This window comes from Streptomyces sp. H27-D2 (assembly GCF_035828615.1).
Lineage (GTDB): Bacteria > Actinomycetota > Actinomycetes > Streptomycetales > Streptomycetaceae > Streptomyces.
In genome coordinates this window covers 1-19,534 of sequence record NZ_JAYMZR010000061.1, presented here as the reverse complement: position 1 = coordinate 19,534, position 19,534 = coordinate 1, and the positions used below count along the sequence as shown (strand labels likewise).

Here is a 19,534-nt window from a genome sequence, read left to right as displayed (position 1 = left end):
GTCGGCGACTGCGTCTCCTTCCCGTCCGCCCGCTACGGCGAGCGGCTGCTCGTGCACCACTGGGACAACGCGCTCCAGGGCCCGCGCACCGTCGCGGCCAACATCGTCGGCGGCGAGGCCGAGGGCGGGGTCTACGACCCGGTGCCGTACTTCTGGTCCGAGCAGTTCGGCCGCTTCGTGCAATACGCGGGCCACCACGCCGCCGCGGACGAGATGGTGTGGCGCGGCGACCCCGGCGGCCTGTCCTGGTCGGTGTGCTGGCTGCGCGCGGGGGTGCTGGTCGCGCTGCTCGCGGTCGGCCGGCCGCGTGATCTCGCGCAGGGCCGGAAGATCATCGAGCGGGGCGCGCACATCGACCGGGAACGGGTCGCGGACACCGCCGTACCACTGAAGGCGGCGGCCTCACGGCAGGTCCCGACTACCGACTGTCGGTCCGGGATGGCACGCTTGTCCCGTGACCCAGATTGACGCAAACATTGATGGACTCGTCCCCAGCTGGCTGACCCTCCCCGACATCGCCGAGAAGTTCGACGTCGAGGTGACCAAAGTCCGGCAGCTGATCAGGGACGGGCAGCTGATCGCGGTGCGCCGGGGAGAGAACCGGGTACTGCAGGTGCCGGCCGATTTCATCGGCGACGGCCATATCGTCAAGGGCCTCACCGGCACCCTGACACTGCTGCGTGACGATGGCTACAGCGACCAGGAAATGCTGGAATGGCTGTTCAGCCCGGACCCGAGCCTGCCCGGCACCCCCGCCCAGGCGCTCAGCGAGAATCGCGGTACGGAGGTGAAGCGCCGAGCCCAGGCGCTCGCCCTCTGACGCGGCCGTCGAGTCCCGCAGCGGCGGACACGGACACAGACGCTGACAGCGACGGAAACCAGTACCGGTAGGCGATCGCCGCCGGCAGACAGCAGTACCAAGCAGTACCAAGCAGTAACAGCCGACAGAGCAGTACCGGTGGAGATCGCCACCGGCAGACACCGATAGGCGTACGGACCGCGGGGCGTCGCTCCGCGGTCCGTACGCGGCTCACCCCGGGGGGAACCGTTCCATGGCCATCGCACCCGAACTCCTGTCCGACGCCCGGCTCTATCTCTGCACCGACGCGCGCGAGCGCCAAGGCGATCTGCCGGAGTTCCTGGACGCGGTGCTCGGCTCAGGCGTCGACATCGTGCAGCTGCGCGACAAGGGCATGGAGGCGGGGCCGGAGCTGCGGCACCTCGAAGTCTTCGCCGACGCCTGCCGCCGACACGGCAAGCTGCTCGCGGTGAACGACCGGGCGGACGTCGCCCACGCCATCGGCTCCCAGGTGCTGCACCTGGGCCAGGACGACCTGCCGGTGCCCGCCGCCCGCGCGATCGTGGGCGAGGCGGTGCTGATCGGCCGCTCCGCGCACGCCGAGGCGGAGGTCGACGCGGCGCTGGCCGAGCCCGGCGTGGACTACTTCTGCACCGGCCCCTGCTGGCCCACCCCCACCAAGCCGGGGCGGCACGCACCGGGCCTCGCCCTGGTCCGGTACGCGGCGGAGCGGCGGCCCGAGCGTCCCTGGTTCGCGATCGGCGGGATCGACGCGGGCAACCTCGACGAGGTGCTGGACGCGGGCGCGCGGCGGGTCGTCGTGGTGCGCGCGATCACCGAGGCGGACGATCCGGGAGCGGCGGCGGCGAGCCTGGCGAAGCGCGTGCGCGAGCGCGCCCTGTAGTCGCACGGCTGTCCGACAGGTGGACCGGAAACCGGTAAAGCGGGCATATCGCCCCAGAAGGTTGGGGCTGCGCGCGGCCGGTGGTTAACCTGCCGGTATGGCCCATGGCATTGCTTCCACTAGGACAGATCGCGCACACACGGTACGCGACCTGCTCGCTTCCGGCGGGCAATCGTATTCGTTCGAGTTCTCGGCCCCGAAGACCGAGAAGGGCGAGCGGACCCTGTGGAACGCCATCCGCCGCATCGAGGCCGTCGCGCCGACCTTCGTCTCCGTGACCTACGGCGCGGGAGGCTCCTCCCGCGAGGGGACCGTCCGGGCCACCGAGCGGATCGCGACCGACACCACCCTCACCCCGGTCGCCCACCTCACCGCCGTCGACCACTCGCTGGCCGAACTGCGCAACGTCATCGGCCAGTACGCCGACGCGGGCATTCGCAACATGCTCGCGGTGCGCGGCGACCCGCCCGGCGACCCGATGGGCGAGTGGGTCCGGCACCCCAGCGGCGTCGACTACGCCGCCGACCTGGTCCGGCTGATCAAGGAGTCGGGGGACTTCTGCGTCGGCGTCGCCGCGTTCCCCGAGATGCACCCGCGCTCGGCGGACTGGGACAGCGACGTCAAGCACTTCGTCGACAAGTGCCGGGCCGGCGCGGACTTCGCGATCACCCAGATGTTCTTCTACCCGGAGGACTATCTGCGGCTGCGCGACCGGGTCTCCGCCGCCGGTTGCGCGACGCCGATCATTCCGGAGATCATGCCCGTCACGAACATCCGGCAGATCGAGCGGTTCGCTCAACTCAGCAATGCCGCGTTCCCACCGGAGTTGGCCGACCGCCTCCTCGCGGTCAAGGACGCCCCGGCCGCTGTACGCTCGGTCGGGATCGAGTACGCGACTGAGTTGTGCGCGAGGCTGATGTCCGAGGAAATCCCCGGACTGCACTTCATCACCCTCAATCACTCGACGGCAACGCTGGAAATCTATGAGAATCTCGGGCTGCACCAGCGGCAGTCCTGACGGCCGGCGTACCCCCGCGGCGGCCGAACGAGAGGGGCGTACATGGGCTGGACGGTCCTCTACATCGCGTTCGGAATCGTCGCGCTGTGGCTGCTGGGTGAAGTGCTGTTGCAGTACAAGGCCCGGCTGCGCTGGCGGATGCTGGCCTTCGTCGGCTTCCTCGGCGTCGTCGTAGGGGTGATCCTGCCGTCGGTCGTGGTGATCGCGCTCGGCGCGATCGTCTTCGCGCTCGGACAGACTTACGTCACGCTCTCCTTCCGGCGCGGCTTCTCCACCGGCTGGGCGCTCGGCGGCCAGCCCGGCTCCAGCAAGCGCCGCCGGGGCCGCTCCGAGCGTCCCGAGCCCGCGCGGGAGCCGACGCTCCAGGTCTCCGACCTCGAAATGGCCCCGGTGCCCCCCGCGCCCGACCTCTCGGACGAGCACACACGGGCGATGCCCGCCTACGCCCCGGAACCGATGCCCGACGACACCGGCCAGTACGGCGTCTACAACGACGCCACGCCGCAGCCCTACCCGGCCCCCGACACCAGCGGCTACGGCACCGGATACGACGCGGCCTACGGGCAGGACAGCTACCAGGGCCAGTACGGCTACGACGACTCGCAGCAGCAGGGGCAGTACGCCGCCTACTCCGACCCGTACATCGGCTCGCAGCAGCAGTACGAGCCCTACGACCCGTACAGCCACCAGTCCTACGCACCGCAGCAGGCCGACGCGTACGTTCCCGGGCAGTACAGCCCGGAGCAGTACGGCGGCCAGGCAGCGGGCGGCCAGGGGCAGTACGGCGCCCAGCCCTACCTGGATGACCTCGGGTTCCCGGCGCAGCCCCCGTTCAGCTCGGACACGCCGCCCGGCGGCGTCTGGGTCCCGCAGCAGCGCGACGGCGAGACCCCGCCGCCCGGCAGCCTGCCGCCGGAGCAGCCGTACCCCTACCAGCCCTACCAGCCGGACCACAACAACGGGTACGACGAGCAGTACCGCTACTGAGCGGCGGGCGGGCCGCTGGGAGCGCTGAGCGGCGGGCGGGCTACTGGGAACCGCGCCAGTCGTCCCCGCTCACGATGAGCCCGGCGACCATGGCCCCCGACATCCCGGCGTGCGCCAGCCCGCCGCCGGGGTGCGACCAGCCGCCCACCGGGTAGAGCCCCGGCAGCCGGCCGACGTTGGAGGGGTGCAGCAGCCGCCCGTCCGCCCCGGCGAGCGAGGGGCCCGGCACCGCGCCGCCGGTGGCTCCGGTCGCCGCCTCGGTGTCGGCGGGGGTGCGCACCTCGCGCCAGAGCACCCGCTCGCGCAGCCCCGGCACCGCCGCCCCGGCCGCCGCCAGCACTCGGTCCGCGTACCCGTCGGCCTGTCCGGGGGCGCGCCACTCGACCGGCCCATGCGCGGGGACGGTGACCGTGAGCGTGATCGCTTCGTGTGCGGCGTCGGGGACCAGATCGGCGTCGTCCGGCCGGAGCACCGTCACGGTCGGCCGCTCGCACAGCTCACCGCGGGACAGCGCGGCCGACTCGGCCTTCCCGTCGGCCGCGTGGATCACCGTGCGGTGCGCGGTGCCCTCGGGGCGCGCTCCGCGCAGGGCGAGGCAGACGACCAGCCGGCCCAGCGGAACCGGCGTCACGGCGGTGGGTGTCACGGCGGTGGGTGTCACGGAAGCGGCGGCCCGTGCTGGGCTGGTAGGCCGGGCAGCGGCCCCGCCGCCGAGCAGCGCCTTCAGATGCCACGGATCGATGCCCGCGACCACCGAGTCCGCCTCCACGACCGTGCCGTCGCTCAGCTCGACACCCGCCGCCCGGCCGTCCTTCTCGACGATCCCGACGACCTCGGAGCCGAAGCTGAACGTCACCTTCCGGGCCAGGCAGCGCTCGTACAGCGCGTCCGCCAGCGCTCGCATGCCACCGCTGGCGTACCAGCTCCCGAAGGTCTGCTCCAGGTACGGCAGCACGGTCGCGCTGGGCGGCGCGCTGCCCGGGTGGAAGCCGTACGCCAGGGCGTAGCTCTCCAGCAGCGCCACCAGCCGGGGATCGCGCAGCTCCAGAGCGGCCACCTCGGCGAGCGAGCCGGGCCGCTTGCCGCGCCCGAGCCAGCCCCGCTTGCGCGGCGCGGGGTAGGGGTCGAGGCGCAGCGCCGCCGGGTCCGCGGGCAGCGGCTCCTCCAGCAGCGGTCTGCGCGTCGCGTCCCAGACCTCGCGGGCCCGCTGGATCAGCTCGCTCCAGCGCTCGCCCGCGCCCGCGCCGAGCGCGGCGTCCAGCGCCTCGACGACGCCCGCGCGGGAGGCGTTCGGCAGCGACAGCTCCGTGCCGTCCGCGAAGACGTGCCGGCTCGCGGGGTCCACCTGGGTCAGCTCGACGCACCGCTCCAGCGGTTCCTTGCCGGTCTTGACGAACAAGTCGCGGTAGACGGCGGGCAGATGCAGCAGCCCCGGCCCGGTGTCGAAGGCGAAGCCGCCGCGCTCGAAGCGCCCGACCGCGCCGCCGTAGCCGCCCGCCCGCTCGTGGACCGCCACCCGGTGGCCGGCCACGGCCAGCCGGGCGGCAGCCGCCATCGCGCCCATCCCGGCGCCGATCACCGCAATCCGTGCCATGCCCGAGACTTTATCCGGCCCCTGTGACAACGCCCCGACCCGCCCGCACCAGTGGACGCGGCCGGCCGGACGGCCGCGCCGCCCGTACGCGCCTGGGTGGGAATGCTCAGGCTTGAGTACCTGTACTCAGTAGTGGAGATGAGTAGCCGCACGGATAGGCCCGGACCTGCGGAGAAGGAAGAGTAAGCGGCACGGAAGGGACGCGGCGCCGGCACCGACGACACGGGGCGGCGGAACGGCGCGGCATCCCCGACGGGCCCAAGGAGCGCCACGGGGGAGCTCCAGGGGGACACCTCCACGGGGGAAACGCGGAGGTAGCACGGGGGAGTACCACGGGGGACCTGGGAAACCCGGGGGAAAGAGAAAGATATCGGGGGAGATCGGGGGAAGATGCGCTGCTCCGGCGCGGCTCGGGGGGATCGAGCCGCGCCAGAGCGGCACACTTCGTTTTTTTGGCCGGGTCGTGGGGCGGGGCTTGTCGACCGGGTCCGGCCGGTGGACGGGTGTCCTCAATCTCCCCCAGCCTTCGGCCGGGAGGTGCCCCCAACGGGATGAAAATTCAGCCCGCCGGTCACGGCGCTACCGGCGGGGCCGCCCGCTGACCCGCCCCTGAAGCAGCCGCGACAGCGCGGAGTGCACGTCGTCGATCGACCGCTGCGGCTGGAAGGACTGCCAGTCCAGCGCCGCCACCAGCACCATGCCGAACAGTGCCGAAGCTGTCAGCGGCACGTCGATCTCCTCGCTCAGCTCGCCGCCGTCGACCGCTTCCTGGAGCACCGACTCCACCGCCGCGATGGCCTGTTCGCGCACCACCATGAGCGTGGACTGCCAGGCCCGGTTGGTCCGCCACAGTTCCGCGACGTACAGCTGGGTCAGCGCCGGATAGCGCTCGATGAAGACCAGCCCGGCGCGGATCATCGCGTCCAGCGCGTCGACCTTGCTGCCGCCCTCTGCGGCCACTTGCTCGGCGGACTGCCGCAGCGCCGCCGTGAGCAGTTCGATGCCGTGCCGCAGCAGCTCCTCGAAGAGCTCGCTCTTGCTCGCGAAGTTGTAGTAGACGGTGCCCTTCGCGACGCCGGCCCGTTCGGCGATCTCCTCCACCGTGGTGGCGGAGAAACCCTGCTCTGCGATGAGGATGACCGCTGCCTCGTAGAGCTTCTGCCGGGTGGCCTGGCGGCGCGTGCTGCTGCTGTCCATGCTCCGGATTCTCCCTGTCGGGGAGGCGGTACGGGTCACAGACTCAGCTCCGGGTGCAGCTTGTCGAGCGTCCAGACCTGCTTGCGCCGGGCCGACCAGGCGGTCAGCGCGAGCGCGCCGAGGGTGAAGGCGAGCAGCACGGCGCACGCCTGCCACACCGGCCCCAGACCGCCTCCGGTGATCAGCCGCCGCAGTCCCTCGACGACGTAACTCATCGGCAGGAAGGGATGGATGGCGTTGAAGAAACCGGGGCTCGTCTGCACCGGGTAGGTGCCGCCCGCGGAGGTCAGCTGGAGCATCAGCATCGCCAGGACGAGAATGCGCCCGGCCGGTCCGAAGCGCGCGTTCAGCCACTGCACGATGGCCGCGAAACAGCCGGTGACCAGCACCAGGAAGCCGATCGTGCCCGCGGCCCTGACCATCTGCAGGCCCAGCCCCCAGTGCAGTACGGCCATCAGGGCCCCGGTCTGCAGCACGCCGAGCGCCGCGACCGGCAGCCAGCCGGCCACCGCGATCCGCCAGGAGGAGGCGCCGGCGGCCAGCGCGCGCCGGTTCAGCGGCTGGATCAGCATGTACGCGACCATCGAGCCCACCCACAGCGACAGCGGGATGAAGTAGGGGGCGAACCCGGTGCCGTAGTTGGGCGCCTTGTGCATCGACTGGGAGGCGAGCTGCACCGGGTCGGACATGACCCCGGTCCGCGCCTGCCGGTCCTTCTTGTCGTAGTCCGGGATCTGGTCGGCGCCGTCGTGCAGGCCGCCGGAGAGCTTGCCGGAGCCGTCGACGAGCTTGTACATCCCGCCGTTCAGGGTGTCCGCGCCGGAGGAGAGCTTGCCGATGCCGGTGTCGAGGGTGTCCGCGCCGTCCTTCGCCGAGGTCAGGCCCGTGTGCAGCTGGTCGACGCCGGTGGTGACCTTCCCCGCGCCGGTCGCGACCTTGCCCGCGCCGGTGGAGACCTTGTGCGCCCCGTTGTTGAGAGCGTTGATCTTCTTGACGGCGGAGTCGAGGTCCTGCCAGAGGGTCGGCGCCTCGTCGGCGAGCTTCGTCGCGTAGGTGTGCACGGTGTCGAGGTCCCGGCTGAGCCTGTCCAGCTCGCCGTTCTTGTTCTGCACCAGGGTGTTGAGGGAGCCGGCGCCGTCCGCGACGGTCTTCCCCGCCTCCGCCAGCTTCTTCAGCTTCGGGCACGCGCTGTCCGGCCGCGCGGGAGCGCCCGCGGCGTCGGCGGTGCCCGCGATGCCGGCGACGTCCGTGCCGGCGTCCGTGCCCGTGGGGTTGACGCAGCGCCGCCGGTAGTCGGCGCTGAGCAGGTCGGACGCCGCGCGGGTGTCCTTGGCGAGCTTCGCGGCGCTGGTGGGGGAGGGCAGCTTGTCGAGGTTGTCGCGGGCCGCCTGCGAGGTGTTGGCGACGACCCGGGAGACCCTGCCGATCTCCGAGCCGTTCTTCTTGAGGAACGGCTCGATCCTCGCGACCTTATTGGCCTTGTCGGCCAGCTTCTGGGTGCCGTCGGCGACGCTTCCCGCGCCCTTGTGCACCTTTCCGGAGCCCTTCGCCACCGCGCCCGCGCCGGTCTCGACCTTGTCCGCGCCGTTGTCGAGCTTCTTCAGCCCCTTCGCCAGCTTGCCGCTGCCGTCCTGGGCGTCCGACAGCCCCTTGGAGAGGTCGCCCGTCCCCTTCTTGGCCTTGCCGATGCCGTCGCCCAGCTTGTCGGAGCCCTTGGCGGCCTCCACGGTCTTGCCGTGGATGTCCGAGAAGGAGACGAAGATCTTGTCGTAGAAGCCGCGGGACGCCTTGCCGGACGCCGCCGAGCGGACCTCGGCGAACACCGTTCGGGAGATCTGCCCGACGATGTAGTTGTTCGCGTCGTTGGTGCGGACCTTCAGCGCGCTGGTCCGCGGATCGTCGCCGGAGCTGGACGCCAGGCGCTTGCTGAAGTCCGAGGGCACGGTCATCGACAGGTAGTAGCGGCCGTCCTCGACGCCCTTACGGGCCTCGGCGGCGCTCGTCTCGTGCCACTCGAAGGTGTTGCTGTCCCGCAGGCCCTTGACGATGTCGTCGCCCGCCGCGATCTTCTCGGCCTGCTGCCCCTTCGCGGCCTTCGCGCTGACCGAGCGGTCGGAGTTGACCAGCGCGACCGGGATCTTGTCGAGCCGCCCGTACGGATCCCAGAAGGACCACAGGTAGAGCGCGCCGTAGAGCAGTGGGAGCAGCAACAGCGCGGCGAGCGCGGCACGCGGCAGCTTGCCCCGGCCGAACCGTTTCAGCTCAAGCGCGGCCAGTTTCGGCGAACGCATCTGCCGCCCCCTTCTCGTCGGACTTTTCGTCGGGTGTGTCCTGCGCGTCCTGGGTGTCCTGCGCGTCCTGCGCGGTGTCCTGTGCGCCTTGTGCGGCGTCCGCCGCTTCGGTGTCCGGTGCGGCGTCCGCCCGGCCGGCGGTCGAGATCACGAGCGCGTCCTCGGGGGCCTCGCTGCACACGGCGACGACGGTCGTGCCGCCGTCGGCCAGGGACCGCAGCAGCGCCCAGGCGTGCTCGCGGTCCGCGTCCGAGAGCTTGAGGTCGGTGTCGTCCACGGCCAGCAGCCGGGGCTCGCTGATCAGCGACAACGCGATCGACAGCCGCAGCGACTCCAGCCGCTCCAGGTCGCGTACGGCTGTCCGCGGCCCCTTGGGCAGCGTGTCCGTATCGAGCCCGGCCGCCTCCATCGCCCGGTCGATCCGGGCGCGGGCCTCGGCCGTACGCTCCCGGCGCGGCCGGAGCAGAGCGCGCAGCGAACCGTCGTAGCGGCGCTGCAACAGGGCGCGCTCGCGCAGATGTTCGGCGACGGTCAGCGACGGTTCGAGGTCGGTCACGCCGGGGACATGGGCGATCGCGGCGAACCGCCGCACCGCGCCCATCCGCTTCGGCAGCCGCTCCCCTGCGATCTCGGCATGGCCGGCGGTGATCCGCATCCGGCCGGTGAGCGCGAGCAGCAGGCAGGTGCGCCCCGAACCCGACGGACCCTCGATGGCGATCAGCGCGCCCGGCCCGGCGTCGATGCCGATGCCGCGGAACGCCCAGCCCCGCGGCCCCTCGACGCCCAATCCCTCGGCCGTGACTGCTGCCCCGCGTGGGGTGCTGTCCACGATCCCTCCCTTGAACTGACCGGTCAGTACAAAAAGTATGCCGCATGGCCGCCCCGGGTCGGCGAGCGGGGTGCCGACGCGCCGCCGCGGCGCGTACCGGCGACAGGGAGTGAGGCTTCGGTGACCGCATCGCCGCAGGTCAGGCCCAATTGTCAGTGGTGTGCCCCACGATGGATGCATACGGTCCGGAATCGTCACGCGACGACAGGAGATTCGTCATGGCAGCCACATCCGCTGCGTACGGTCCCCCGAGTGATGTCCATCCCGTCCTGCGGAGGGCGACAGCTTCGCCCGCCGCCCTGGACCTACTGGCCCAAGCCCAGCACGGCCTCGAAGAGGCCGCCGAGCTGGAGACGGCCAATGAGCGCTACGCCACCGCGCACCTCGCCGCGCTGCGCACCGCCGCGGCCGTCCTCGCGGTCCGGGTGCGGCCCGAAGTCGGCTCCCGGCGGCGGCAGCGGATACGCAGCGCCTGGGAAGTGCTGCCGGAGGTCGCCCCGGAACTCATCGAGTGGAGCGCGCTGTTCGCCTCCGGCGCGCGCCGCAGGGCCCGAGCCGAGGCGGGCATCCCGGACGCGGCCAGCGCCCGGGACGCCGACGACCTGATGCGGGACGCCGGAATGTTCCTGCGCCTCGTCGAGCGCATGCTCGTGCTGCAACCGGCGCTGCCGGGCCAGCGGGCGGGCGTGCGGCCGGAGGCGGGCTGAACGCCGGAGGCCATAGGGTGGGATTCGCTTGTGCCAGTTCGTGTCCCCGCCCCCGGCGGTGGCACCGCGTCGAGGAGCCACCCGCCATGTCTCGTGAAGAGGGCGTCCAACCGCTGCGCCCCCGGGCATCCCTGCGTACCGCCGTGGTCTGGGAGGTGCTCCGGGACGCCCTGGAGCGCCGGGCCAAGGCGGCCGGGCGCGACATCCTGGATGTGCTCGACACCGGTGGCGGCACCGGCAACTTCGCGGTGCCCGTCGCCCGCCTCGGTCACCGCGTCACCGTGGTCGACCCCAGCCCCAACGCGCTGTTCGCGCTGGAGCGCCGGGCCGCCGAGGCCGGGGTGGCTGAGCGGGTGCGCGGTGTCCAGGGCGACACCCACGGCCTCTTCGACGTCGTGGAGCCGGGCAGCTACGACGCGGTGCTCTGCCACGGCGTCCTGGAGTACGTGGACGACCCGGCCGAAGGCGTCCGCAACACCGTCGAGGCGCTCCGCCCGGCCGGCACCCTGAGCCTGCTCGCCGCCGGGCTCGGCGGCGCGGTGCTCGCCCGCGCGCTCGCCGGTCACTTCGTCGAGGCGCGCCAAGCCCTGGCCGACCCCCTCGGGCGCTGGGGCGAAGGCGACCCGGTGCCCCGCCGCTTCACTGCCGGGCAGCTGTCCGAGCTGGTCGCGGCCACCGGCCTGGAGGTCGGCGCGGTGCACGGCGTGCGGGTCTTCGCCGACCTGGTCCCCGGCGTGCTGGTGGACACCGAACCCGGTGCCATGGACGCGCTGCTCGCGCTGGAAGCGGCCGTCGCCGAACTCCCCGCCTTCCACTCCATCGCCACCCAGCTGCATGTCTTGGGGGAACGGGGTCCGGGGGAGCGCGGTCCGGGGGAGCGGAGCCCGCTCGGCGGGCACAGCTGAGGCGAACGCGAGTGGCACGACAGGTGGAGTAGCCCACAGGCCACCCGATCAGCCGCTGCGCCCCGTATGATCGGGGTAACCGTCCGGCATGACGGATCGGCGGGCGGGGAATGCAGGGTTCATCAGCACCGACCGCTCTGGCGGCCCGGACAGTGAATTGGCGCAGAGGGGCGGGTTTCACGGGGGCGATTCCCTGCCTATCCTGAGAGGGTCGCACCCCGGTCGCCCCCGCGACCGACGAGTAGGAGGACTCCGTGCCGCTCTCGGAGCACGAGCAGCGCATGCTCGAGCAGATGGAGCGAGCGCTGTACGCCGAAGATCCCAAGTTCGCGACAGCGCTTGAGGGAAGCGGGCTGCGCACGTACACCCGGCGACGGGTATACCAAGCGGTCGCGGGCTTCTTGGTGGGTATCGCGCTCCTCATGTCCGGAATGGTCGCGCAACAGATCTGGATCAGCGTGGTGGGATTCCTCGTCATGCTGGGGTGCGCCGTGCTCGCCGTCACCGGATGGCGCAAAGCGCCCAAACCGGGTGAGCAACCGACGGCCGACGCCGCGGGCGGGGCTCCGGCCCGTCGCCAGACCAGGCAGCGCCGTTCGGTGATGAACCGGATCGAGGAGCGGTGGCAGCGCCGCCGTGATGAACAGGGGCACTGAGCCTCGTAGTCGCTTGAGTCATCTACCCGAGCCCCCACGGGCCCAGCACGGCTGTGGGCCTTGAGTAGCGATGGGTGAGGGCGGCCTCGGCGGGGGCCGGCCACGCAGCTACCCGCGCTGCCCCGAAAGGCGGCGCGGGATCAGCCGTCGCCAGGAGCCGGCCCAGCGGCCGGCGTGCCCGCGCTCGACCAGCGCGGTCCAGCGGCGCGATCCGGCCCAGACCACCCGGACGGCCGATCGCGGAGCGAGCAGCGCCCGCAGCCGCAGGCGGCGTCCCGCCGAGCCGCCGAGCCCGTCCCTGACCCGCCGCACATCGTCCGCGAGGCCGGCCACCGGTCGCGGTCGCGGCGCGTACAGCACCTGCTCGACCGCGGCGGCCACCCGGTGCGCGGACTCCGCCGCCGGGTCGTCCAGCTCGCCGATCCGCACGATCCGCGCGACCGCCTTGCGCGGCGTCTGCGATTCGTCCGGCAGGACGCCGTAGTCCCAGGCCGAGTCGGTGAGTTCGCGCCAGGCGGCGAGAGTACGGGCGGACGCGTCCCCGGCGTCGGGGCCGCCGTGCAGCCGTCGGCTTCTCGCCCGCACCCGCCAGAGCAGCGGGAGGACCGGCACCAGCAGCACCAACAGCACCAGAGCCGCCGTCGCCGCGATCGGTCCCAGCGGGAGCCCGGGGTCGCTGGAGCCGCCGCCGGCCTGTGCGGCCGGGGCCCCGCAGGCGTCCAGCTTCTTCATCTCGGGGGTGCAGCTCTGCTCGTTGGACGGCTCGGCGGACGGCGCCGCGGAGTCGCTGGGCCGGGGCACGGCCGCGTCCGAACCGTTCCCCGCGGGGGTGTCCGCCAGGGTGTAGTCCGGCGCGGTGCCGCGGCTCGGGGTGGGCTCGAAGCGGGTCCAGCCGACGCCCTCGAAGTACAGCTCCGGCCAGGCGTGCGCGTCCTTGAGCCCGACCGACATGGAGCCGTCCGACTGCCGGGTGCCGGGGGTGAAGCCGACCGCGACCCGCGCCGGGATGCCCAGCGTCCGCGACATCGCCGCCATCGAGAAGGCGAAGTGGACGCAGAAGCCCTCCTTCTGCTCCAGGAACCGGGCGATGGCGTCACTGCCGCTGCCGGCGCGCACCGAGGTGTTGTAGGTGAAGCCGCCGTTGACCGCGAACCAGTCCTGGATCTTGACGGCCTTCTCGTACGCGTTGTCGGAGCCCGCGGCCAGCTTCTTCGCGGTGTCCCTGACCACGTCCGGCAGCGAGTCCGGCACCTTGGTGTACTCGCGCATCAGGTCGGAGGGCGGCGGTCGGGCGGCCGCGAGCTGCGCGGCGGTCGGCTGCACCAGCAGGCTCTTCACCCGGTACTGCGCGCCGCGGGTGTTCTGCCCGCGGTCGCCGACGATCGTGCGGCCTGCCGGCTCGAAGCGCCAGCGGCCGTTCACGTCGACGTCGCTGGCCGGGTAAGGGAGCGGCAGCCAGTTCTGCCGGTACCAGTCGGCGGCCGACACCGAGGTGTCGATGGTGGTGGTCGCGACCCCGGCGTTCAGCCCCAAGGGGCTGGGCAGTGGGTCGGGCACGTCGTAGATGTGCCGCTCCGACGGCTTCCAGGAGGTGCCGTCGAACTGGTCCAGCGCGACGATCCGCAGATAGAGGTCCTGGGTCTGGTCCGTGGAGGTGCGGTAGCTGAGGACCTGGCGGTCCTCCGGCTGGTTGAGGCTGTTCTGGAGGGAGACGAGCGGGTTGACGGCGGAGATCGTGCCGCCGCTGCCGTCCCCCGAGCCGTTGCCCGCGGCTTCTATCAGCCCGCCGCCCAGCGAGGGCAGCATGGCCGGCACGACCAGGGAGACGCCCAGCGCCAGCGCGCCGATCCGGCGTCCGGTACGCACCGGGGCCGGCGTCGGTGGGCCCGCCGCGTCCGGCCCCGAGGCCGGTCTGCCGGGTTTGCGCGGGCCGCCGCCGCTGAACACCCGGCCCCACTGCGACAGCCGGTCCCGGCCCTCGGCCAGCAGGAGCAGCAGATAGCCGCTCCCCGCGAGCAGGAACCAGAACCAGTCCGCGCCGCCCCTGGACAGCCCCGCCGCCACCGAGTACAGCGCGAGCAGCGGCAGCCCGGCGGGGGCGGCGCTGCGGTACGTCACCGCGAGCGCGTCCACCGCGAGGCCGATCACCAGCACGCCGCCGACCAGCAGCAGCCGGATGCCGGGGGTGACCGGCGCGGGTATGGCGAAGCGCCCGACGTCGTCACTGCCCTGCGCGATCAGCCGGCTGAACTCCCGGATCACATCGGGCCCCGGCAGCACACCGCCCACCGCCTGGCCGCGCGCGAACACCAGGGTGAGCAGCAGTAACGCCAGCAGCGCCTGCACCGCCACCGTCAGCGGCCGCGCCAGCGGCACCCGGCGGGCCACCGCGCCGGCCGCCGACAGCAGGGTCAGCAGCAGCACCGCCTGGATCATCCAGCCGGGCTGCTCCATCAGTGGCAGCAGCGCGCAGGCGGCCAGCAGGGTGGCCACCGCCGCGCATACGGTGAGCCGTCCGCGGCCACTCATCGTCGTTCTCCTGTCGTGCGCGTGGCGCCGGTGGTGCTGGTGGCCGTGCCTGTCATACCGGTCGCGCCGCCGACGGCTGGGGAGGCCGCAGGGGCGGCCGCAGGGGAAGCCGCCGGGGCCGCTGACGGCGGCGCGTCCGGGGCCCGCGGGCGCTCGCGCTGCCCGCCGGCCGAATTCATGTGCCGCCACAGCTCGGGCAGCGCGTCGCCGGGCGCGACCGGCAGCGCGGTCCAGCCCGCCTCGCGCAGCAGCCGCAGCCGCTCCTCCGGGCTTACCGACGCGGCGCGCCCATCGCGGCCCGGCGCGGTCCTGGTCCATGCCGTGCTGTCCAGGACGAAGGCGATCGCGGAGCCGGTGCGCTGCCGCATCCGGCAGACCACCGCCGCCTGCTCGTCGTCCAGATCGCCGAGGAAGGCGACCAGCAGACCCTCGTTGCCGCCGCGCAGCACGTCGTAGGCGCGGGAGAGACCGGCCTCGTCGGAGTGGTCCACCACCGCGAGGGTGTCGAGGATCAGCCCGGCCGCTTCCGCCGACTGCGGCGAGGTGCCCGCGAAGCCGCCGCCGCCGTCCGAGCCCGGCATGGCGCTCGCGGTGTCGGTCAGCAGCCGCATCGAAAAGCCGCGCTCCAGCAGGTGCACGGCCGTCGACGCCGCGCCGGAGACCCCCCACTCGAAGGCGGAGTCGGGTCCCGCGCCCACGTAGGCGGAGCGCCGGGTGTCGAGCAGCACCGTGCAGCGGGCCCGCTGCGGCTGTTCCTCACGGCGGACCATCAGCTCGCCGTAGCGGGCGGTGGAGCGCCAGTGCACCCGGCGCAGGTCGTCGCCGTGCCGGTAGCCGCGCGGGATCAGGTCGTCCTCGCCGGCCAGCGCGAGCGAGCGGTGCCGCCCCTCGCCGTACCCGGCGGCCTCGCCGGCCAGCGCGACCGGCGGCAGCGGCTCGACCAGCGGCACCACGGTCAGCGTGTCGTACGCGTTGAACGCCCGGGTCAGCTCGCACATCCCGAACGGGTCGGTCAGCCGCAGTTGCAGCGGCCCCAGCGGGTACCGGCCGCGCAGATCGGAACGGACCCGGTAGGACACCTCCCGGCGACCGCCCGGCTCCACCCGGTCGAGCACGAAGCGGGGCCGCGGCCCCAGCACGTACGGCACCCGGTCCTGGAGCATCAGCAGCCCGGTGGTCAGCCGCGAGACATTGTCGATCCGCAGGTGCACCCGCGCCTCGGAGGAGGCGGGCACCCGCGCGGGGGACAGCCGCCGGCCGCCGACCACCCGGTAGCGGGTGCGGTGCAGCATGCCGACGCACACCAGCGGCAGCACCGCGAGCAGCATCCCGACGCGCAGCAGGTCCGACTGGCCCAGCGCGTACGAGCAGATCGCCGCCGCGACCCCGGCGGCCAGGAAGGACCTGCCGCGGGTGGTCAGCCCCGCGAACGCCGCCCGCAAGTCGCTCCTGGCCTCCTCCTCGCCGGCGTGGCCCACCTCGCCGGGGGCCATCAGAGCCTCCGCGCGCCGGGCGGCTGCGGCTGGTCGTACGGGTCGGGCACCGGCGTGCGCAGCAGGATCTCGGCCATGACCTGCTCGGCCGTACGCCGGTTCAACTGCGCCTGCGCGGTCGGCAGCAGCCGGTGCGCGAGCACCGCGACCGCGAGGGCCTGCACATCGTCGGGCAGCGCGTACTCCCGGCCGCTGAGCGCCGCCGAGGCCTTGGCCGCCCGGAGCAGATGCAGGGTGGCGCGCGGCGACGCGCCGAGTCGCAGGTCGGGGTGGTTACGGGTGGCCACGACGAGGTCCACGGCGTAGCGCCGCACGGTCTCGGCGACGTGGACGTTGCGCACCGCGTCGATCAGCTTGAGGATCTCGTGGGCGTGCGCGACCGGTTGCAGGTCTTCCAGCGGGGACGCGCCGCCGTGCACGTCGAGCATCTGCAACTCGGCGGCCGGGCTCGGGTAGCCGATCGAGACCCGGGCCATGAAGCGGTCGCGCTGCGCCTCGGGCAGCGGGTAGGTGCCCTCCATCTCGATGGGGTTCTGGGTGGCCACCACCATGAAGGGACTGGGCAGTTGATAGGTCTGCCCGTCGATGGTGACCTGCCGCTCCTCCATCGACTCCAGCAGCGCGGACTGGGTCTTGGGCGAGGCGCGGTTGATCTCGTCGCCGATCACGATCTGCGCGAAGATCGCACCCGGCTTGAACTCGAAGTCCCGCCGCTGCTGGTCGAAGACGCTGACACCGGTGATGTCCGACGGCAGCAGATCGGGGGTGAACTGGATCCGGCGCACCGAGCAGTCGATGGATCTGGCCAGCGCCTTGGCGAGCATGGTCTTGCCCACCCCCGGCACATCCTCGATCAGCAGGTGCCCTTCGGCGAGCAGTACGGTCAGCGAAAGCCGTACGACCTCCGGCTTGCCCTCGATCACGCTCTCCACCGACCCGCGGATCCGCTCCGCCGTGGTCGTCAGATCGCTGAGGCTCGCTCGATCGTCATAGGTCGTCACCCGGCCCTCCTCGGCCCCTTGCATACGGGCCGACACCCGCTGCGCGGATCCGGCCCACCCCGAAACGTGTGCGTCGCACCCAGCAGACGCTGGTGCGATGGCACTGCACGCATTCTTGCTGGCGATGCGGCTCTCGTCACTCGCCTGTGGATAACCGAACACTTTTTATTGACGATTGACTGACTTGTGAGGTCCTGTCCGCCGGCTCGGCGATGCCCATTGTCACTCGGGGCGGCCCCGGCTCCCGCCCGGCACCGCCCCGCTCACCGCTCACAGCCGCCCGCCGCGGATCAGGCCCGCGGATCAGACCCGCGGGTGGATCTCCCGCAGCAGCCCGGTCGTCACATCGAACACGAAACCGCGGACATCGTCGGTGTACGGCAGGAACGGCGAGGTGCGCACTCGCTGCATCGACTGCCGTACGTCCTGGTCCAGGTCCTTGAACGCCTCGACAGCCCAGGCCGGACGCTGCCCCACCTCCTCCTCCAGCTCGTGCCGGAAGTCCTCGGTCAGGCTCAGCAGACCGCAGTCCGTGTGGTGGATGAGCACGACGCTGCGCGTTCCCAGAGCCCGCTGGCTGATCGTCAGCGAGCGGATGATGTCGTCGGTGACCACACCGCCCGCGTTACGGATGGTGTGACAGTCGCCCAGCTCCAGCCCGAGCGCGTCGTGCAGGTCGATCCTGGCGTCCATACAGGCGACCACCGCCACGTGCAGGACGGGCTGGGCGTCCATGCCGGGGTCGCGGAAGCGGTCGGCGTAGGTCTGATTGGCCTGGACGAGCCGGTCGGTGACCGTCGCACCGGTGCGGGCGGCGTCGTCGGCCGGAGGCGGGGGCTGGGGTGCGGATATCGACATGAGTGAGACGTTAGTCGGCGGCGCGCCCGTCGGCCCGCTGTGAGGACGGGCAAAGACGGGCAACGGGGCACCGTGTGAGGTAACCCACAAGGCCGCAGGCCATGCGGCTGTGCGAGTGAACCGACCGGTCCGCGGACGTGCTGTGACGCGCGGATCCGGTTGGTTGACCGAGGGGACGAGTGGACTAAAGTGGCGCGAAGTGGGAGGCGTGACGCCCCCCGTTGGATCCCGCGCGGATCCCCCGCGTGCGCGACACGCCGTACGGCTCGGCCTCCTCCCGCTCCTCGGTCGGCTGACGTCACTTCCCCGGCGTCAGAGGGCCGCTTCCCCTTCAGAGCGGGCGGGGACCAAGCGGTACGTGCGTGCTTGTCTTCCCTCCGGTCACCCGCCATCACTTGTAAACGGAAGGCGCATGAGCACTGCATCGTCCCCGGGACCGCTACACGTCCCCGTCATGCTCCAGCGCTGCCTGGACATGCTCGCCCCCGCGCTCGGCGCTCCCGGAGCCGTCGTCGTCGACTGCACCCTGGGACTCGGCGGTCACAGCGAGGCGCTCCTCAAGCGCTTCCCCGAGGCGCGGCTCATCGCCCTCGACCGGGACCCGGCGGCGATCGAGCTCTCCGCCGAACGCCTCGCCCCGTACGGCGAGCGCGCGACGCTGGTGCACGCCGTCTACGACGAGCTCCCCGACGTGCTGCGCCGGCTGCGCGTCCCGAAGGTCCAGGGCGTCCTGTTCGACCTCGGCGTCTCCTCCATGCAGCTCGACGAGGCCGGCCGCGGCTTCGCCTACGCGCAGGACGCGCCGCTCGACATGCGGATGGACCAGACGACGGGCATCAGCGCGGCCGAGGTGCTGAACACCTACCCGCCCGGCGACCTGGTCCGGCTGCTGCGCAGCTACGGCGAGGAGAAGTTCGCCCGCAAGATCGTGGAAGCGGTGGTGCGCGAACGGGTGAAGGAGCCCTTCACCGACAGCGCCCGGCTGGTGGAGCTGATCCGCGACGCGCTCCCGCAGGCCGCCAAGCGCACCGGCGGCAACCCCGCCAAGCGCACCTTCCAAGCGCTGCGCATCGAGGTCAACGGCGAGCTGGCGAGTGTCGAGCGGGCCATCCCGGCCGCCGTCCGGTCGCTGGCCGTGGGCGGCAGGATCGCCGTGCTGGCGTACCAGTCGCTGGAGGACCGGCTGGTCAAGCAGTGTCTGGTGGCCGGAGCGGCCATCACCGCGCCGACCGGCCTGCCCGTCGTCCCCGAGCGCTACCAGCCGCGGCTGAAGCTGCTCACCCGGGGCGCGGAGCTGCCCAGCGAGGAAGAGATCGGCGAGAACCGGCGCGCGGCCCCCGCCCGGCTGCGCGGCGCCGAGCGCATCCGTGAGGACGTCGAGTGAGCAGGGCCGGCTCGCCGGGCGCCGGCCGCGCCGCCCGGCTCGCCCGGCTGATGCCCGCGGGGCCGGCCCAGGCTGCCCGCACGCCCTTCGTACTGCTCGTCGTGGTGCTGCTGGCCACCGGGCTGATCTCGCTGCTGCTGCTGAATTCGCTGCTGAACCAGGGATCGTTCCAGCTCAGCAGGCTGGAGAAGCAGACCACCGAGCTCACCGACGAGCAGCAGGCGCTGCAGCAGGACGTCGACGAGTTCTCCGCGCCGGACGCGCTGGAGCGGCGGGCCGAGCAACTCGGCATGGTGCCGGGCGGCAGTCCCGCCTTCCTCAACCCCGACGGCACCGTCCGGGGTTTGCCCGGCGCGGCGGGCGCCGAGCCGTCCGCGTACCT

17 protein-coding genes and 1 pseudogene are annotated in these 19,534 nt (G+C 72.5%); 10 read left to right on the top strand and 8 right to left on the bottom strand.

The annotated features are described in order from the left end of the window. The 5 genes from QMK28_RS22210 to QMK28_RS22190 all read left to right on the top strand — a co-directional run. Positions 1 to 468, top strand: a 468-nt coding sequence (locus QMK28_RS22210; protein ID WP_326440704.1) for an oxidoreductase C-terminal domain-containing protein, incomplete at its 5' end; no start/stop codon positions are given. Further along, the gene (locus tag QMK28_RS22205; protein ID WP_326440702.1) at positions 455 to 820 is read left to right on the top strand and encodes an Rv2175c family DNA-binding protein; all 366 of its coding nucleotides are present in this window, start codon (positions 455 to 457) and stop codon (positions 818 to 820) included. The genes QMK28_RS22210 and QMK28_RS22205, both read left to right, overlap by 14 nt. 232 nt (positions 821 to 1,052) lie before the next feature. After that, positions 1,053 to 1,703: a thiamine phosphate synthase gene (gene thiE, locus QMK28_RS22200; RefSeq protein WP_326440700.1), complete on the top strand. Its 651-nt coding sequence runs from the start codon at positions 1,053 to 1,055 to the stop codon at positions 1,701 to 1,703. Between the two features lie 97 nt (positions 1,704 to 1,800). Then, positions 1,801 to 2,721 (top strand): methylenetetrahydrofolate reductase [NAD(P)H], encoded by a 921-nt coding sequence (gene metF / locus QMK28_RS22195; RefSeq protein ID WP_326440698.1) that lies wholly within the window; start codon positions 1,801 to 1,803, stop codon positions 2,719 to 2,721. A 42-nt stretch (positions 2,722 to 2,763) separates the two neighbouring features. Next, complete coding sequence (locus QMK28_RS22190) at positions 2,764 to 3,708, top strand: hypothetical protein (protein ID WP_326440696.1); 945 nt, start codon at positions 2,764 to 2,766, stop codon at positions 3,706 to 3,708. A 40-nt stretch (positions 3,709 to 3,748) separates the two neighbouring features. Here the strand turns inward: QMK28_RS22190 and QMK28_RS22185 are convergent, their stop codons facing one another. The 4 genes from QMK28_RS22185 to QMK28_RS22170 form a co-directional block, all read right to left on the bottom strand. Continuing rightward, a complete protein-coding gene (locus QMK28_RS22185; RefSeq protein WP_326440694.1) occupies positions 3,749 to 5,302 on the bottom strand; it encodes a phytoene desaturase family protein in 1,554 nt (517 codons plus the stop codon). A gap of 579 nt (positions 5,303 to 5,881) precedes the next feature. Continuing rightward, positions 5,882 to 6,499 (bottom strand): TetR/AcrR family transcriptional regulator, encoded by a 618-nt coding sequence (locus tag QMK28_RS22180; protein ID WP_326440692.1) that lies wholly within the window; start codon positions 6,497 to 6,499, stop codon positions 5,882 to 5,884. Positions 6,500 to 6,534: 35 nt separating this feature from the next. Beyond that, entirely contained in the window at positions 6,535 to 8,790 is a 2,256-nt protein-coding gene (locus QMK28_RS22175; RefSeq protein ID WP_326440690.1) for a YhgE/Pip domain-containing protein, read from the bottom strand. Next, entirely contained in the window at positions 8,762 to 9,619 is an 858-nt protein-coding gene (locus tag QMK28_RS22170) for an ATP-binding cassette domain-containing protein (RefSeq protein WP_326440688.1), read from the bottom strand. Before QMK28_RS22170 ends, QMK28_RS22175 begins: the two co-directional genes overlap by 29 nt. 218 nt (positions 9,620 to 9,837) lie before the next feature. Here QMK28_RS22170 and QMK28_RS22165 point away from each other — a divergent pair, with 218 nt between their 5' ends. The 3 genes from QMK28_RS22165 to QMK28_RS22155 all read left to right on the top strand — a co-directional run bounded on the left by QMK28_RS22165 (position 9,838) and on the right by QMK28_RS22155 (position 11,887). Continuing rightward, positions 9,838 to 10,326, top strand: coding sequence for an SAV_6107 family HEPN domain-containing protein (locus tag QMK28_RS22165; RefSeq protein ID WP_326440685.1), 489 nt, complete (start codon positions 9,838 to 9,840; stop codon positions 10,324 to 10,326). An 86-nt stretch (positions 10,327 to 10,412) separates the two neighbouring features. Continuing rightward, positions 10,413 to 11,231, top strand: a complete 819-nt coding sequence (locus QMK28_RS22160; RefSeq protein WP_326440683.1) for a class I SAM-dependent methyltransferase — start codon at positions 10,413 to 10,415, stop codon at positions 11,229 to 11,231. Positions 11,232 to 11,485: 254 nt separating this feature from the next. Further along, positions 11,486 to 11,887, top strand: a complete 402-nt coding sequence (locus QMK28_RS22155) for a DUF3040 domain-containing protein (RefSeq protein ID WP_326440681.1) — start codon at positions 11,486 to 11,488, stop codon at positions 11,885 to 11,887. Between the two features lie 108 nt (positions 11,888 to 11,995). Here QMK28_RS22155 and QMK28_RS22150 read toward each other — a convergent pair whose 3' ends face one another. The 4 genes from QMK28_RS22150 to QMK28_RS22135 form a co-directional block, all read right to left on the bottom strand. Next, complete coding sequence (locus QMK28_RS22150) at positions 11,996 to 14,416, bottom strand: transglutaminase TgpA family protein (RefSeq protein WP_326440679.1); 2,421 nt, start codon at positions 14,414 to 14,416, stop codon at positions 11,996 to 11,998. After that, positions 14,413 to 15,909, bottom strand: coding sequence for a DUF58 domain-containing protein (locus QMK28_RS22145; protein WP_326440677.1), 1,497 nt, complete (start codon positions 15,907 to 15,909; stop codon positions 14,413 to 14,415). Before QMK28_RS22145 ends, QMK28_RS22150 begins: the two co-directional genes overlap by 4 nt. Beyond that, on the bottom strand, positions 15,909 to 16,910 hold the full coding sequence (locus QMK28_RS22140; RefSeq protein ID WP_326440674.1) for an AAA family ATPase: 1,002 nt from the start codon (positions 16,908 to 16,910) through the stop codon (positions 15,909 to 15,911). Before QMK28_RS22140 ends, QMK28_RS22145 begins: the two co-directional genes overlap by 1 nt. A gap of 303 nt (positions 16,911 to 17,213) precedes the next feature. Further along, entirely contained in the window at positions 17,214 to 17,768 is a 555-nt protein-coding gene (locus QMK28_RS22135; RefSeq protein WP_326440672.1) for a beta-class carbonic anhydrase, read from the bottom strand. Between the two features lie 412 nt (positions 17,769 to 18,180). On the opposite strand from QMK28_RS22135, the gene rsmH reads away from it, so the two are divergent. Further along, complete coding sequence (gene rsmH / locus QMK28_RS22130) at positions 18,181 to 19,152, top strand: 16S rRNA (cytosine(1402)-N(4))-methyltransferase RsmH (protein WP_326440670.1); 972 nt, start codon at positions 18,181 to 18,183, stop codon at positions 19,150 to 19,152. Positions 19,153 to 19,202: 50 nt separating this feature from the next. Then, positions 19,203 to 19,534 (top strand): annotated as a pseudogene (locus QMK28_RS22125) (cell division protein FtsL); the annotation flags it as partial.

What these genes read in the sequence shown, in the direction of transcription:
- thiE (WP_326440700.1), top strand. Translation starts at nt 1,053, where the DNA reads ATGGCCATCGCACCCGAACTCCTGTCCGACGCCCGGCTCTATCTCTGC.
- metF (WP_326440698.1), top strand. Translation starts at nt 1,801, where the DNA reads ATGGCCCATGGCATTGCTTCCACTAGGACAGATCGCGCACACACGGTA.
- QMK28_RS22190 (WP_326440696.1), top strand. Translation starts at nt 2,764, where the DNA reads ATGGGCTGGACGGTCCTCTACATCGCGTTCGGAATCGTCGCGCTGTGG.
- QMK28_RS22185 (WP_326440694.1), bottom strand. Translation starts at nt 5,302, where the DNA reads ATGGCACGGATTGCGGTGATCGGCGCCGGGATGGGCGCGATGGCGGCT.
- QMK28_RS22180 (WP_326440692.1), bottom strand. Translation starts at nt 6,499, where the DNA reads ATGGACAGCAGCAGCACGCGCCGCCAGGCCACCCGGCAGAAGCTCTAC.
- QMK28_RS22175 (WP_326440690.1), bottom strand. Translation starts at nt 8,790, where the DNA reads ATGCGTTCGCCGAAACTGGCCGCGCTTGAGCTGAAACGGTTCGGCCGG.
- QMK28_RS22165 (WP_326440685.1), top strand. Translation starts at nt 9,838, where the DNA reads ATGGCAGCCACATCCGCTGCGTACGGTCCCCCGAGTGATGTCCATCCC.
- QMK28_RS22160 (WP_326440683.1), top strand. Translation starts at nt 10,413, where the DNA reads ATGTCTCGTGAAGAGGGCGTCCAACCGCTGCGCCCCCGGGCATCCCTG.
- QMK28_RS22150 (WP_326440679.1), bottom strand. Translation starts at nt 14,416, where the DNA reads ATGAGTGGCCGCGGACGGCTCACCGTATGCGCGGCGGTGGCCACCCTG.
- QMK28_RS22145 (WP_326440677.1), bottom strand. Translation starts at nt 15,909, where the DNA reads ATGGCCCCCGGCGAGGTGGGCCACGCCGGCGAGGAGGAGGCCAGGAGC.
- QMK28_RS22135 (WP_326440672.1), bottom strand. Translation starts at nt 17,768, where the DNA reads ATGTCGATATCCGCACCCCAGCCCCCGCCTCCGGCCGACGACGCCGCC.
- rsmH (WP_326440670.1), top strand. Translation starts at nt 18,181, where the DNA reads ATGAGCACTGCATCGTCCCCGGGACCGCTACACGTCCCCGTCATGCTC.